Here is a 14,485-nt window from a genome sequence, read left to right on the forward strand (position 1 = left end):
CTTCATGTCTGCTTCAATAAAAAGATTTTTAAAAGAATGGGGATTATTAATTCTATTAACTTTTTTTGTTTCCTCTTGTAGATCATTTTTCGCAGAACCACGTTATATCCCTTCTGGTTCAATGCTTCCAGAATTACAAATAAACGATAGGCTAATTATTGAAAAATTTTCGCTAAGAAACTCTTTACCAAAAAGAGGAGATATTGTTGTGTTTAACTCCCCTTACTCTTTTGACCAAAAATTAATTTCAGAAAGATCAAAGGCTTTACCAAAAAAAAGATATTGTTTTTTTATGAGTTTTCCTCCAATGTCGTTTATTCCTGGTTTGAGAGATCAAGCTTGTGACGCATATATTAAAAGAGTGGTGGCACTGCCAGGCGAAATTGTCAGTGTAAACACTAAGGGTGAAGTAATAATAAATAATAAATTAATTCCTGAACCTTATGTTTCTTATAAGTGCTCATTATCCCTCTTTAATAGATGTGGTAAATTTGAAAACATAAAAGTTCCAGAAGATCATTTTTTAGTTTTGGGAGATAATAGGTCAAATAGTTGGGATGGGAGATATTGGCCTGGAAGTAAATTTCTTCATAAAAAGGAGATAATTGGTAAAGCATTTTTCAGATTTTGGCCTCTTAGTCAAGTTGGCTTTTTTAATAAATAAAGCATTTTTCTGACTCTAAATTCATCAAAATAAATTTTTAGAAAGAATTTTTACTTAAAGTGCTCCGGAAGCAGTTGAATCAATTATTCCTCCTAGGTGAGTTGTAATGTTTAGAGCGCTGATCACAGGGGTCTGATTGGGATCATTAAAAAGGTCGATTATAGTTATGCCGCCATTACCTTGTTTTATCATCCAAATATTTGAATAATTAATCCCAAGGATATTGCAAATTAGAGTTTTATTGACTGCATCATGAGCAACAAGAAGGCTTATATCATTATCCTTTTGAGATAAACAAATTTTGTCAAAAGCTTCTACGGACCTTTCTGATACATCTTTTATAGATTCACCTTCTGGCATGATTACTTCTTCAGGTTTATCATGCCAATTTTTTAGTAAAGCAGGCCACTGTTCTCTGATTTCTGCTTCAAGTTTACCTTCCCATAATCCGTGACTAATTTCTACAAGTGAATTTATTCTTTCTATTTTTAAATTTTTACTATTTTGGAGGATTATTTGTGCAGTCTCGTAAGGCCTATGCATTGAACTTGAAAATGCCTTAGTGAAAGAAATATTTCTCAAATATTCAAAAGTCTTTCTAGCTTGATCCTTCCCATTTTCATTTAAAGGAATATCAATTTGGCCTTGAAATCTACCTTCTTTGTTCCAGTTAGTTTCACCATGCCTTATTAGAAATATTCTGGAATCTCCAATTTGATTTGGAACATTTTTATTCAGATGGGAAGTTTGATTCAGGCATTCAATTTGGGTCTTAAAAGAGCAATCTTTCCTTGAAATATTGAGTATAGAGAAAGAAGCATTTTCTAATCTTATTTTCCTAAAACCTTGCTTAGGCTTTCCTAATAGAAAGAGGATTAAACATCTAAGAATTGCATTATGTCCTACAACTAAAATATTTACATCATCTTTGTCTAGATAGATTTTTAAGATATCTTCTACAAAATTTGTTGCTTGAGAAAATAACTCTTTAATCGGTTTATAAGTTTTATTGTCATTTCTTTTTAGGATTAGATTTTCTGGATCATTTTTCCATATAGGGTAAATTTCTGGAAATTTATTTTTTATTTCATCAATTTTTAGACCAGACCATTCACTCAGATCTACTTCTAGCAAATTGTCATCAAATACAATATTCTGTTCTTTATTAAAGGTCTTTTTGATTGTTTTTGCAGTCTCTGCAGCTCTTACGAGTGGGGAGGAATAGATTTTATCAAAGTTTATTTTTGATAATGCTTTTCCTGCTTTTCTTGCTTGTTCGTATCCTTCATCAGTTAATAATGAATCATTTGTTCTTCCTTGAATTAATCCTTTTGCATTGAAACTGCTTAGTCCATGCCTAACTAAAACTAATCGTATGGCCATTATATAAATTTGAAAAATAAGATAATTTAATCATCTCATGGCGTGATTAAAATAGGTACATAAATATCTCGGAATTCAATGATAACTAAGTATAGTTTTCAAGAATATAATAAGTTATGATCTTTAAAAATATTTCTAAGTCAAAACTCACTTTAGCTTTTATTTCTATAGTCATAACTTTTTTTGTATGGCAGCAGGGCTTAAGAGATAGTTTAAATAGACCATCTGTCTCATTTGATATTAGTCAAAAAGAACAAGAAATTGCTGAATTATCGTTACAATCCATACCTGTAAATCTTAAAACAATTTTTATCATTAATGATCCTATTGATCAAATAAATAAATCTCTCACTGAGGTTTCATTTGAAGAACTAACGGAAAGAAATAAATTAATTCGAATAATTACTTCAGAATCAAATGATCCTAAAATCTATAAAAATATATCCAAAGATTTTGAAAATAAAAACTTTAAATTTCTTATTGATGAGATAGAAAAAAAATCGAATAATAATTCATATAAACCAAATTTTGATAAATTTGATTTATTTAAAAAAGATAGATTTTTATATCACCTTTTAAGCCGAAAATTTGATTTTGACGATAGTTCATTAATAACAAAATCATTTTCAAGCAAAATGTTTTTAAAAATTTTAGCCATCAGACTAATACCACTTTTAACAATACTTATTGGCTCTATTCTGGTTTTAAGAATATTGTGGACTACCATATCTTTGAAAAAGTTTGGTTGGAAAGAAATTAAATCCTTAGATTTAGAATTAATAGATATGGTTTTATTAATTGCTGGTGGATTTGTTGTTTTAGGAGAAGTGGTATCACCTTTGTTTTCCATCAGTTTGGTTGAACTTTTTTCTAAAAGTATCTCCAATGAATTGTCTCAATCTTTAAAAATATTCTTTGGATATCTTTTTATGGCTATTCCGCCATTAGCGATAGTTTATTATCAAATTAAGTCTTTGAATGGTGAATTTACTTTTAAAAAGGATTATTTACAGTTCAATTTATTGCCAATAAAATATGCAATTATTCAAGGAATTAAAGGTTGGTTAACTATAGTTCCTTTCGTTTTATTGATTTCTCTAATTATTAATAGTCTGATTGATAATCAGAATGGTAGTAACCCTTTACTGGAAATTGTTCTTAATAATAATAATTACTTATCATTTTTTTTATTATTTATAACAACAACGCTATTAGCTCCTCTATTTGAGGAGATTATATTTCGCGGTATTTTACTACCAACTCTTTCAAGAGATTTTGGAGTTATTCCGGGAATTATAGTTTCAGCTTTTATATTTGCATTGGCCCATTTAAGTTTAGGAGAAATGCCGCCATTATTTGTTCTAGGGATTGGATTAGCAATTACAAGAATTGCTTCGGGGAGTTTGTTTTCCTCAGTGATTATGCATTCTTTATGGAATGGATTGACTTTCTTAAATTTGTTCTTATTGAGGACATAAAGAATTTAATTTTTTACTTGCTAATCAAACAAAAAGATGTTTATTTGATTAATAACACTTCTTTTATTTAAAAAATAAATCATAGATGAAACCTTATGGGAATCAACTTTATTTAAAAAAAAAAGTTACATATGAAAGAAAAAAAAATTCTGAAAAAATATCCATAATTAATACTAAATTAATACATCAAATTTTCGACACCATTAATATCTCTCTTTTGGTATTAATTTTCACATTGTTTTTCTTATCTTTTGATAGTCAAAGAAAATGGTCAAATACATATAAAAACTTATCTAAAACAAGAGCTATCAATAATAATCTCATTGATTATATTTCACAAATTGAAGAATTTTATATTAGTGAACTTGAGTCTCTCAATATTTATAGGAAAACTAAGCCTGAAGATTTAATCTATCTAGATAAACTTCCAAAAAAAAAAGAAAGTTTATTTAAGAAAAATTTAAATAGTTTCATTGAAGGTTTTAGTGATAGCAAATATCAAGAGGGATATTGATGAAAAAACACAAAAAAATTGTTCGTCTAGTACCCCTTGATCAAAGAAGATTTAAATATCTCTATATTTTTAGCTTACTATTAATATTTTGTTTGTTCGGAAGGTTAGTTAAATTGCAAGTCTTTAACGCCTCTGATTTGGAAAGGAAAGCTAGATTAATTCAGTCTTCTAAAACTAATGCCTTAAAAAAAAGGAGAGCAATTGTAGATAGAAATAATAGACTAGTTGCTTACGATAAACCGCTCTATAAGTTATGGGCTCATCCAAAATATTTTAATTTTCCTGGTGATTCAATTAACAGAGTTCGCAGTATTGAAGAAGTTATAGAAAAATTGTCACCTATCTTGGATATAAATGGTGAAATACTCTTGAGTAAATTTAATAATAAAATCAGTGGTATCAAGCTTTTGGATAAAATTTCCGAAGAAAAGGCAGACAAGATTAAGAGCCTTCAAATAAGCGGAATTGATTTATTTAAATATTCGCAGAGATATTATCCGCAAGGGGCGCTTTACTCTAATCTTGTCGGTTTTGTTAATGATGAGAATATAGCTTCAGCAGGTTTGGAGCTTCATTTAGATAATCAAATTAAAGTTTTTAATAAAAGTAATTTAATAAAAAGAGGAGGAGATGGAACTCCTTTGCCGGATAATTCAGCCCCAGGTGATTTTGTTACTGATTACAAAAGTTTAGGCCTAACTATAGATTCAAAATTACAGAAAGCTTCATTCAATGCATTATCTAAGCAAGTAAGTAAATGGAAAGCGAAGAAGGGATTTGCCATAGTTATGGATGTTAATAATGGACAGATTCTCTCTTTGGTCGCAGTCCCGTCTTACGATCCAAATAAATTTTGGCAGTATGATTCTGGACTCTTCAGGGGTTGGTATTCTAAGGATTTATTTGAGCCTGGTTCAACTTTTAAACCTATTAATCTTGCCTTAGCTTTAGAAGAAAAAGTAATCCAGAAAGATGGAGTAGTTGAAGATATTGGAAAGATTAATGTTGGAGGATGGACACTTTCTAATTGGGATAAAAAAGGTAATGGATACATTGACTATCCAAAAGTTTTGCAGGTTTCAAGTAATGTTGGGATGGTAAAAATAATGCAAAATTTAGACCCTAAAATTTATTGGGATTGGCTAAGCAATTTAGGTATAAATAAAAATTTAGAGACTGACTTATTTGAATCAACTGCTGGCCAACTAAAGAGAAAAGATATATTTGTAAATCAATCAATTGAGCCTGCTGTAACTTCTTTTGGTAAAGGTTTCTCAATCTCGCCACTTAAATTGCTTCAACTTCATGCAGCTTTAGCAAATGGTGGTTTTGAAGTAACTCCTCATGTAACCTCAACTTTCAAAGAGAGATTTAATAAAAATCCAAAAAAACAATTTTTTTCACACGAAGTCTCTAAAACTGTTCTTGAATGGATGGAAAGCGTAGTTGATAAAGGTAGTGGATCTGGAGTGAAAATCGAAGGTTACAGGATAGCGGGGAAAACGGGCACTTCCCAAAAGGCCTTAAATGGTTCCTATACAAGTAAAAAAGTTTGCAGTTTTGTGGCGACCTTACCAGTTAATAATCCGAAATATGCTGTCCTAGTAGTCGTTGATGAGCCATCTAAATCTTATGCATATGGTTCAACTGTTGCTGCACCAGTTGCTAAAGAAATTATCGAGAGTTTGATAGTAATTGAAAAAATACCTCCCAAGATTAAAGATCATGGAATGATTGTTAAAAAACCCTAAAATTTTCTAATTTTATAAATATTTAGTTCATTATCTGATGATTTCATCAGGAATTAAAGCTAGTTTATGTATATATATGATTATCTAGAAATGAAATCAATTTTAGAACAATTGTCCTCAATGACCGTTGTTGTTGCTGATACTGGAGATTTAGATTCGATAAAAAAATTTCAACCAAGGGACGCCACCACCAATCCATCACTAATACTTGCTGCTGCTAAGAATCCTGATTATGTGAAATTAATTGATAAAGCTTTAGAAAGTTCACAAAATGCATTGCCCCAAGGATCCTCAGAAATTGAATTAATCAAAGAAACTGTAGACCAAGTTTCAGTATTTTTTGGAAAAGAAATATTGAAAATTATTTCAGGGCGCGTATCTACAGAAGTTGACGCAAGACTGAGCTTTGACTCCGAAGCTACGGTAGAAAAAGCAAGAAAATTGATCAAACTTTACAAAAATTTTGGGATTGAAAAGGAAAGAATTTTGATTAAGATTGCTGCAACTTGGGAGGGAATTAAGGCAGCTGAAATTTTGGAAAAAGAGGGTATCAAGTGCAACTTAACTTTACTTTTTAACTTCTGCCAAGCGGTAACTTGTGCCAATGCAAAGATAACTCTAATTTCTCCGTTCGTTGGCCGTATATTGGATTGGCATAAAGCAAAAACTGGTAAGACTAGTTTTGTTGGTGCTGAAGATCCTGGTGTTATTTCGGTTACGCAAATATACAAGTACTTTAAAGAAAAGGGATTTAAGACAGAAGTAATGGGAGCAAGTTTTAGAAATCTTGATGAAATAAAAGAATTAGCAGGTTGCGATCTTTTAACAATCGCACCAAAATTTCTTGAGGAACTGAAAAAAGAAAAGGGAGAGTTAGTTAGAAAATTAGATTTAAGTACTCAAACAAATAATTCTATTGACTACCAATTTGAAGAAAAAGATTTCAGATTAAGTATGTTAGAAGATCAAATGGCAAGTGAAAAGCTTAGTGAAGGTATTACTGGATTCAGTAAGGCTATAGAAGAATTGGAAGAGCTGCTACTAAAGAGATATTCAGAGATTAAAAATCATAAATTGATTTCTGCTAACTAAATTTAAGTTTGAATTGAAAAGAATTAAGTCCCACGTTTTGTTATGAGTCTCATGATAACTCTTTTTGCAATATCTTCATAACTCATTTCTCCTGATAATATTTGAGCAATACGTTTAGGCGCTGTTTTTCTTTTGACACCTAATTGATATCCAGTTCTGGGAAATCTATAAAATACTTGGGCTATTCTTCTCCCCCAAGCCATTGATTCCCCCCAAATGTTGTTAATTGTTTTCGTATAAAGGTTTAAATTATCTACTTTTCCTAATAGGCATTGATCTATGTATTCTGCAGCATAAAAACTGCTAATTAAAGATGGTCTAATCCCTTCAGCTAAAAATGGATCACATAGAGATGCTGCATCTCCAACCGCTAAAACTTTGTCACCATTAATTGAGTGGAAGCCATTCCATATTCTCAGTTTCTTACTAATTGTTTTATGAGGGAAATCATCAAACCCGAAGCTTCTGATTACTTGTTTATTTATAGCCTGATTTTCTAGAAGACCATTATTTATAAAAGTACCTAAACCAATATTTAAGCTTTCTCTTAGGGGGAATGCCCATGCAAAACCATATTTTATAAATCCAAACTCAAATCTAACTGCATCTCTAGGTATTTCACCTAACCCTTTCAATCTTAATGAGATTGTGTTTGCAAATTTCGGTTTTCTTGGCCCTAAATTGAAATAACTCGCCCATTTCGATTGAGACCCGTCTGCAATTACAAGAAATTCTGTAATATATTTTTTTTTGTTACTGAAAGTAATTTCCCATTTATCATTTTTTTTTATGATTTTATTTATCAATAATGGTCTCATTATCTGTGCTCCATTACCCAAGGATTCGTCAAGTAATAATTGATCTAGTTTTTCTCTTTTAACAATCCAAAATGGGGATTCACCAGTCAGATCAGCAGTTACATTATCTGCAGCCTTCCATCTGAATTCAACATTCTTAATTTTTGATTCTATACAATCTTCTATATTTAAAGGAAGAAATCTTTGCATTGAAGATGCCATCCCACCTGCACATGATTTGTAATCTTGAGATTTTTCTTTTTCAATAATTAAAACTGAATATCCTTTCTTTGTTAGGTTAAGAGCCGTAGAAGCTCCTGATAAACCTCCACCAATTATTACAACGTCAAATCTAATCAAACTTTTAATATTTCCTTCTCTTTCTCAGACAATTTAGTTTCTATTAAAGCAATATATTTATCAGTAATTTTCTGAATTTCAGATTGATTATCTCTCGATTCATCAATAGAAATAAGACCATCTTTTTCGTCTTTTTTTTCTTTATCAACAGCATCTCTTCTGATATTTCTCAAAGCTACTTTACCTTCCTCTGCATATTTAGAGGCTAATTTACAAAATTCTTTTCTTCTTTCTTCTGTTAAAGGAGGAACATTTATTCTTATTACTTTCCCATCATTATTTGGAGTAATACCTAAATCACTCATAGAGATAGATTTTTCTATCGCTTGCAAACATGAAATATCGAAAGGTTGTATTGAAATTGTTTGCGAATCAACAGTGCTTATAGTGGCAAGTGATTTGATAGGTGTTTCTGCTCCATAGTACTCAACACTTACTCTGTCTAACAAGGAAGCATTAGCTCTGCCTGTCCTAATTGTATTAAAGTTTCTTTGTGTGGCTTCAATACTTTTATTCATATTTTCTTGAATTTCTTTTTCTTTCATAATTAAAAAAACTAAATGATCTTTAACTAATTAAAGAGCCTATTGGCTCACCAGCAACAGCTTTAGAAATGTTCCCTTTTTTGAATATATCAAAAACCATAATTGGGATATTATTATCTTTGCAAAGTGCAATCGCAGTACTGTCCATTACTGCAATTTCATCACTAAGAACTTGTTGATAACTGAGAGAGGTATATTTTTTTGCATCATTAAATTGATTAGGATCACGATCGTATACTCCATCAACTTTAGTAGCCTTCATAACAACTTCAGCGTTTATTTCTGCTGCCCTCAAAGCTGCTGTAGTATCAGTTGTAAAAAATGGATTTCCGCATCCACCCCCGAAAACTACAACTCTACCTTTTTCTAGGTGCCTCATGGCTCTTCTTCTGATATAAGGTTCGGCAATTTCTTGCATTTCAATTGCTGTTTGAACTCTGGTTGCAACTCCTACTCTCTCAAGACCATCTTGAAGTGAAATTGCGTTCATTACTGTTGCTAGCATCCCTACGTAATCAGCAGTAGCGCGATCCATTCCGTCTGCAGATCCTTTAAGTCCCCTAAAAATGTTTCCACCACCAACAACTATTGCAAGTTGTACATTATTTTCGACTACTTTTGAAACATCCTCTGCAATTGACTGAACTATAGCAGGATCAATACCATAAGGTTTTTCACCCATTAGTGCTTCACCACTAAGTTTTAAGAGAACTCTTTTGTAAGTCATTCAATAATTGTACTTTTAAGACCTTAGCAAGTAAATGTGCCAAATTTATTTTTTGTTCTGATATTGCTTGCGTCTTTAAACATTTCTAAACCTGTCCAAAGAATATTTAAATAAAATTTACTTCAACTAAAATTCAACACACTTTTGTGCTTTTATTCCTTGTTCTTTAAATGGATGTCTTATTAGTTTCATTTCTGTAACTAGATCAGCGTAATTCATAATTAAATCAGATGCTCCCCTTCCAGTTAAAACAATATGATTTTTTCTATTTTTTAGGCTTTTTAAAAAAGTGATTATTTCTTCGGGTGCAAGATAACCAAGTTTTGTCGCAATATTAATTTCATCAAGAATGATAAGTTTATAAGATTCGTTTTGTATATATTTTTTGGCTAGTTGCCACGCCTCTTGAACTAATTTTTCATCTCTTATTCTGTCTTGTGTTTCCCAAGTAAATCCCTCTCCTAATGAATGCCAAGATATGTTTGAAGACAAGTTTTTAAGTGCTTTTTCTTCTCCAGTGTTCCAGCCTCCTTTGATAAATTGAATTATTGCTACTTTATAGCCATGCCCAATCGTCCTTAAAGCCATCCCTAAAGATGCAGTTGTCTTGCCCTTACCATTTCCTGTAAAAACAATAAGTAATCCTTTCTTTGTTTTTCTAATTTGTAGTCTTTCGGCTTGAATATCTTTTCTTTTCTGCATTCTTTTTTTATATGAGCTCTCATCGCTATCCGGTGATAATTTACCTCCCATTCCAAGTTTATTTGCTTGATTATCGAGGTTAAATATTTTCTCTGAAGATGAAGGTTTTTCTTGCATATGACCCTTATTTTTATTTAGTTATTATAAATCTTTAAATATTTTTAACTCTTTTAACTTTTAAAAGTGCATTATTTACTGCTTGTTGTTGATCTCTTTTAGTAATCCAGTGGTGATAAGTTTGAGTATGTAAACTAACCGAATGTCCCATCATTCTGGCAGCCACAGTATCAGGTAAATCATAAAAAATTGTTCTTACTGCCCAAGCATGTCTTAGATCATAAGGTTTTATTTGTAAAGAGTAACGCTTAAACTGGTCTGTAATTTTTTTTCCAATATTCTGTAAGGTTGTTATTTTAAGGTCTCTATTAATATTTGGTAGAAGTTCTGGATTTTCACCCAGTTTTGACAATTCGAACTTTTCCACCCATTCAGGATGAAATGGCCAGACTTGATGTTCCCCAGTTTTAGTCGTAGGCAAAACTCTTATAATTTTGTCCCCAAAATTAGAAAGAGAACTTAAATCACAAAAAAATACTTCATGATTCCTTAATCCATATGTAGCCATCAGACCAAAAACAAATTTCCAAGACTTGTTTGGGATCGTTTCCCACAGTTTCTCAATTAATTCGTCTTTAGGTAGATCCCTAAATCCTGCTTTGTTCAGACCATATCCTCTGGCATTTAGTTTCCAATCTTCTGGTAGTTTAATGTCCAAAAATCTAGCCAAAACACTTAACGAAGTAGCGCATTGTTTTCTACTTCTGGTACCTTCCTTATAACTTTCAAGTGTTTTTTGAAATATTTTTTCTAAAGCTGCATTTTCATAGTCACTGTAAATATTTAGGATTCTTTTCATATATGGTTTGTAAGAACTTCTCCAAGTAGTTTTTCTAGTGCTGGTTCGAAAATCACTTTTATTTTCTTTAAAAAAAAATTCCTCAAATTGATTTAATCTTTTTGGGAATTCAAAACCATCTTTTATTTCCTTTTTATATGGTTTGCCTATCCAATTAATCCAATCAAATTGATTCAATTCCAATTGCAAATTGATTAATTGTAATTTTTTTTTGGCCTCCTCTAATCCAGAAATATCAGCTTTTAAACCAAGAGATATTCTTTGAATTTTAAAGTTATTGTTATCTTCTTTGGAGGGTAGTGAACCACGAATATTTAATTTCTCTCCTCTTTTCTCAATTTTAAGCTTGCTGCCTTGAGTAGCAAATTTATCATTGACATTATTAATTTCCTGAATTATGTTCATTTACTTATATAATTGACCATATAATGACGTTTTTAATGTTGATTTTCAATCTCCATAAACTTTAAATGGATAAAATAGGCGTCTTACTAATGAATTTAGGAGGGCCTGAACGCATTACTGATGTTGGCCCATTCTTATACAATCTTTTTTCTGATCCAGAAATTATCAGGACCCCTTTCCCTGTTTTTCAAAAGCCTCTAGCTTGGTTAATTAGCACGCTTAGGAGTACTACTTCACAACAAGCTTACCTTTCCATAGGCGGAGGTTCACCTATCAGAAGGATAACTGAACAACAAGCAAGAGAATTACAATCTAAATTAAGGAACAAAGGGTTTAATGCCACTACCTACATCGCCATGAGGTATTGGCATCCTTTTACCGAATCAGCAATTGCTGATATGAAAGCTGATGGCATAGATCAAGTTGTTGTAATACCCTTGTATCCACATTTTTCAATAAGTACTAGTGGTTCGAGCTTTAGAGAATTAAAAAAATTGCGAGATTCTGATGATGAATTTAAGAAGGTTCCAATGAGATGTGTAAGGAGTTGGTTCAGTCAATCAGGATATTTAAAGTCTATGGTTGAATTAATTTCTGAACAAATTTCACTTTGTGAATCACCTTCAAAAGCCCATATATTTTTCACTGCTCATGGAGTCCCTAAGAGTTACGTAGAGGAAGCTGGAGACCCTTACAAACAACAAATTGAAGATTGTTCTTTATTAATAATTAATGAGTTGGAAAAATGTTTAGGACATAGTAACCCTCATACACTTTCTTACCAGAGTAGAGTTGGTCCTGTTGAATGGTTGAAGCCTTATACAGAAGAGGTTTTAGCTGATCTTGGAAGGTCAAATGTTAATGATTTAGTTGTGGTTCCTATAAGTTTCGTTGGAGAGCATATCGAAACGTTGCAAGAAATTGATATTGAATACAAAGAAATTGCTGAAAAGGCTGGTATTAAAAATTTTCGGAGAGTTAAGGCTTTAAATACTCATCCTACTTTTATTGAAGGTCTTAGTGATTTAGTTATTTCCTGTTTGGAAGGGCCTCTAGTTAATATAGAGGAGGCTTCACAGTTGCCTGAAAAAGTTAAACTTTATCCTCAGGAGAAGTGGCAATGGGGTTGGAATAATAGTTCAGAGGTTTGGAACGGAAGGGTTGCCATGATTATTTTTCTTGTTCTTTTTATTGAACTTATTTCAGGCTCTGGACCTCTACATAAATTAGGCATCTTATAAAGAAAAATTGATATTAATTTGAAATTTTTTAAATTTATTAAAAGATTTTTTTGAATACATTTCTGACATTACATTTCTAAATGAGGCAAAAGTATTTAATTGAGATTAATATTTATAGTAAATATTGAATTTCTTTAGTGACCCTTACTTCGAGATCCTTTTCAAAGGGTAGTTCAAAACATGAAAATCCAGTTTGGATAACTGGTGCAGATGCACTAATGGATTCTTTAAAAATTCATGGAGTAAAAGTTATATTTGGATATCCTGGGGGAGCCATACTACCAATATATGATGCTGTTCATAAGGCAGAACAAGATGGTTGGTTAAAGCACTATATGGTTAGGCATGAACAAGGAGGTTCACATGCGGCTGATGGATATGCAAGATCTACTGGTGAAGTAGGAGTATGTTTTGGAACCTCAGGCCCAGGTGCAACAAATTTGGTTACTGGAATTGCCACTGCGCAAATGGATTCAGTCCCTCTAGTTGTAGTTACAGGTCAAGTCCCAAGACCTGCTATTGGGACAGACGCTTTTCAAGAAACTGATATTTTTGGCATAACTCTTCCAATAGTGAAACATTCATGGGTAATAAGGGATCCTTCAGATATCGCGAAAGTAGTTTCTGAAGCATTTTTTATAGCCTCATCTGGAAGACCTGGTCCTGTTTTAATTGATATACCCAAAGATGTAGGTCAGGAGTTCTTTAATTACCAAAGAGTTTTGCCTGGTGAGATTATTCCTAAAGGATTTAAAAGGAATGGAGAAATTAATGATTGCGATGTCAAAAAAGTAATTAAATTAGTAGAAGATTCTGAAAGACCTCTTCTATACGTAGGAGGTGGGGCAATATCTTCAGGAGCTCATGATGAAATAAAAACTTTTGCAAAGAATTATCAAATACCAGTTACCACAACCTTAATGGGGAAAGGTGCTTTTGATGAAAAAGATAATTTATCAGTAGGGATGTTAGGAATGCATGGAACTGCTTATGCAAATTTTGCTGTTACAGAATGCGATCTTTTAATTGCTATTGGAGCTAGATTCGATGATAGGGTGACAGGAAAATTAGATACTTTTGCACCTAATGCAAAGGTAATTCATATAGATATCGACCCCGCAGAAGTTAATAAAAATAGACGTGTAGATGTTGCAATTGTTGCTGATGTTTCAAAAGCTGTCTTGAAAATTAATGAACAATCTCTAAAAAACAAATTTACTTGTCAGACGAAAAACTGGTTAGAAAAAATTGATTTTTGGAAACATAAACACCCCTTATATGACCCGCCTAAAGAAGGAGAAATTTATCCTCAGGAAGTTCTTTTAAAAGTGAGGGAACTTTCACCAGAAGCTTATATAACTACAGATGTAGGACAACATCAGATGTGGGCTGCTCAATATCTTAGGAATTCTCCAAGAAAATGGATTAGTAGTGCAGGCTTAGGAACTATGGGTTTTGGATTACCAGCGGCAATTGGAGTAAAAGCAGCCTTACCTAATTCAGATGTAATTTGTATTGCAGGAGATGCAAGTGTCTTAATGAATATTCAAGAATTGGGAACCTTGTCTCAATATGGTCTAAAGGTGAAATTGATTATTATCAATAATCGCTGGCAAGGGATGGTAAGACAATGGCAGGAAAGTTTCTATGATGAAAGATATTCCTCATCTGATATGAGTTGTGGTGAACCAGATTTTGTAAAACTTGCTGAGTCTTTTGGAGTTAAAGGATACCTAATTTCTGATAGAAAACAATTACAGAATGAATTAAAAAATGCACTTGATCATGACGGCCCTGCCTTGATTAATATCCTTGTCAGAAGGGGTGAAAATTGTTATCCAATGGTTCCGCCTGGTAAAAGTAATGCTCAAATGGTTGGATATGTTAATTGTGAAGACTAATTTTTAAAA

The 14,485-nt window shown here is 32.0% G+C and carries 13 protein-coding genes; 7 read left to right on the forward strand and 6 right to left on the reverse strand.

What is annotated here, in order from left to right; all coding sequences use genetic code 11:
* Positions 1-4 precede the first annotated feature (4 nt).
* On the forward strand, positions 5-664 hold the full coding sequence (gene lepB, locus EW14_RS02710) for a signal peptidase I (RefSeq protein ID WP_042849973.1): 660 nt from the start codon (positions 5-7) through the stop codon (positions 662-664).
* 54 nt (positions 665-718) lie between these two features.
* Here the strand turns inward: lepB and EW14_RS02715 are convergent, their stop codons facing one another.
* Positions 719-2,047 carry a histidine phosphatase family protein gene (locus EW14_RS02715; protein WP_042849974.1) on the reverse strand — a complete coding sequence of 443 codons (1,329 nt, stop codon included), beginning with the start codon at positions 2,045-2,047 and terminating at the stop codon, positions 719-721.
* Positions 2,048-2,163: 116 nt separating this feature from the next.
* Between EW14_RS02715 and EW14_RS02720 the strand changes: the two genes are divergently transcribed.
* From EW14_RS02720 to tal, 4 genes are all read left to right on the forward strand, one after another.
* A complete protein-coding gene (locus EW14_RS02720) occupies positions 2,164-3,525 on the forward strand; it encodes a CPBP family intramembrane glutamic endopeptidase (RefSeq protein ID WP_042849975.1) in 1,362 nt (453 codons plus the stop codon).
* Between the two features lie 85 nt (positions 3,526-3,610).
* Positions 3,611-4,039 (forward strand): hypothetical protein, encoded by a 429-nt coding sequence (locus tag EW14_RS02725; protein WP_042849976.1) that lies wholly within the window; start codon positions 3,611-3,613, stop codon positions 4,037-4,039.
* Positions 4,039-5,790, forward strand: coding sequence for a penicillin-binding protein 2 (locus EW14_RS02730; protein WP_042849977.1), 1,752 nt, complete (start codon positions 4,039-4,041; stop codon positions 5,788-5,790). Before EW14_RS02725 ends, EW14_RS02730 begins: the two co-directional genes overlap by 1 nt.
* Before the next feature lie 90 nt (positions 5,791-5,880).
* Positions 5,881-6,882 (forward strand): transaldolase, encoded by a 1,002-nt coding sequence (gene tal / locus EW14_RS02735; protein WP_042851291.1) that lies wholly within the window; start codon positions 5,881-5,883, stop codon positions 6,880-6,882.
* Positions 6,883-6,905: 23 nt separating this feature from the next.
* On the opposite strand, the gene EW14_RS02740 is transcribed toward tal, so the two are convergent.
* The 5 genes from EW14_RS02740 to EW14_RS02760 form a co-directional block, all read right to left on the reverse strand.
* Positions 6,906-8,039 (reverse strand): NAD(P)/FAD-dependent oxidoreductase, encoded by a 1,134-nt coding sequence (locus EW14_RS02740; RefSeq protein WP_042849978.1) that lies wholly within the window; start codon positions 8,037-8,039, stop codon positions 6,906-6,908.
* A complete protein-coding gene (frr, locus tag EW14_RS02745; protein ID WP_011818029.1) occupies positions 8,036-8,584 on the reverse strand; it encodes a ribosome recycling factor in 549 nt (182 codons plus the stop codon). The genes EW14_RS02740 and frr overlap by 4 nt, the downstream gene beginning before the upstream one ends.
* 22 nt (positions 8,585-8,606) lie before the next feature.
* On the reverse strand, positions 8,607-9,311 hold the full coding sequence (gene pyrH, locus EW14_RS02750) for a UMP kinase (RefSeq protein ID WP_042849979.1): 705 nt from the start codon (positions 9,309-9,311) through the stop codon (positions 8,607-8,609).
* 126 nt (positions 9,312-9,437) lie between these two features.
* The gene (cobO, locus tag EW14_RS02755) at positions 9,438-10,130 is read right to left on the reverse strand and encodes a cob(I)yrinic acid a,c-diamide adenosyltransferase (protein WP_042849980.1); all 693 of its coding nucleotides are present in this window, start codon (positions 10,128-10,130) and stop codon (positions 9,438-9,440) included.
* Positions 10,131-10,164: 34 nt separating this feature from the next.
* On the reverse strand, positions 10,165-11,334 hold the full coding sequence (locus EW14_RS02760; RefSeq protein ID WP_042849981.1) for a site-specific integrase: 1,170 nt from the start codon (positions 11,332-11,334) through the stop codon (positions 10,165-10,167).
* A gap of 65 nt (positions 11,335-11,399) precedes the next feature.
* Here EW14_RS02760 and hemH point away from each other — a divergent pair, with 65 nt between their 5' ends.
* Positions 11,400-12,575, forward strand: coding sequence for a ferrochelatase (hemH, locus tag EW14_RS02765; RefSeq protein ID WP_042849982.1), 1,176 nt, complete (start codon positions 11,400-11,402; stop codon positions 12,573-12,575).
* A 137-nt stretch (positions 12,576-12,712) separates the two neighbouring features.
* The gene (gene ilvB, locus EW14_RS02770; RefSeq protein WP_042849983.1) at positions 12,713-14,476 is read left to right on the forward strand and encodes a biosynthetic-type acetolactate synthase large subunit; all 1,764 of its coding nucleotides are present in this window, start codon (positions 12,713-12,715) and stop codon (positions 14,474-14,476) included.
* Positions 14,477-14,485: the final 9 nt, after the last annotated feature.

It is taken from the genome of Prochlorococcus sp. MIT 0604, from assembly GCF_000757845.1.
Taxonomy (GTDB): domain Bacteria; phylum Cyanobacteriota; class Cyanobacteriia; order PCC-6307; family Cyanobiaceae; genus Prochlorococcus_A.

What these genes read in the sequence shown, in the direction of transcription:
- frr (WP_011818029.1), bottom strand. Translation starts at nt 8,584, where the DNA reads ATGAAAGAAAAAGAAATTCAAGAAAATATGAATAAAAGTATTGAAGCC.
- EW14_RS02725 (WP_042849976.1), top strand. Translation starts at nt 3,611, where the DNA reads ATGAAACCTTATGGGAATCAACTTTATTTAAAAAAAAAAGTTACATAT.
- EW14_RS02730 (WP_042849977.1), top strand. Translation starts at nt 4,039, where the DNA reads ATGAAAAAACACAAAAAAATTGTTCGTCTAGTACCCCTTGATCAAAGA.
- tal (WP_042851291.1), top strand. Translation starts at nt 5,881, where the DNA reads ATGAAATCAATTTTAGAACAATTGTCCTCAATGACCGTTGTTGTTGCT.
- EW14_RS02720 (WP_042849975.1), top strand. Translation starts at nt 2,164, where the DNA reads ATGATCTTTAAAAATATTTCTAAGTCAAAACTCACTTTAGCTTTTATT.
- cobO (WP_042849980.1), bottom strand. Translation starts at nt 10,130, where the DNA reads ATGCAAGAAAAACCTTCATCTTCAGAGAAAATATTTAACCTCGATAAT.
- hemH (WP_042849982.1), top strand. Translation starts at nt 11,400, where the DNA reads ATGGATAAAATAGGCGTCTTACTAATGAATTTAGGAGGGCCTGAACGC.
- pyrH (WP_042849979.1), bottom strand. Translation starts at nt 9,311, where the DNA reads ATGACTTACAAAAGAGTTCTCTTAAAACTTAGTGGTGAAGCACTAATG.
- EW14_RS02760 (WP_042849981.1), bottom strand. Translation starts at nt 11,334, where the DNA reads ATGAACATAATTCAGGAAATTAATAATGTCAATGATAAATTTGCTACT.
- lepB (WP_042849973.1), top strand. Translation starts at nt 5, where the DNA reads ATGTCTGCTTCAATAAAAAGATTTTTAAAAGAATGGGGATTATTAATT.
- EW14_RS02715 (WP_042849974.1), bottom strand. Translation starts at nt 2,047, where the DNA reads ATGGCCATACGATTAGTTTTAGTTAGGCATGGACTAAGCAGTTTCAAT.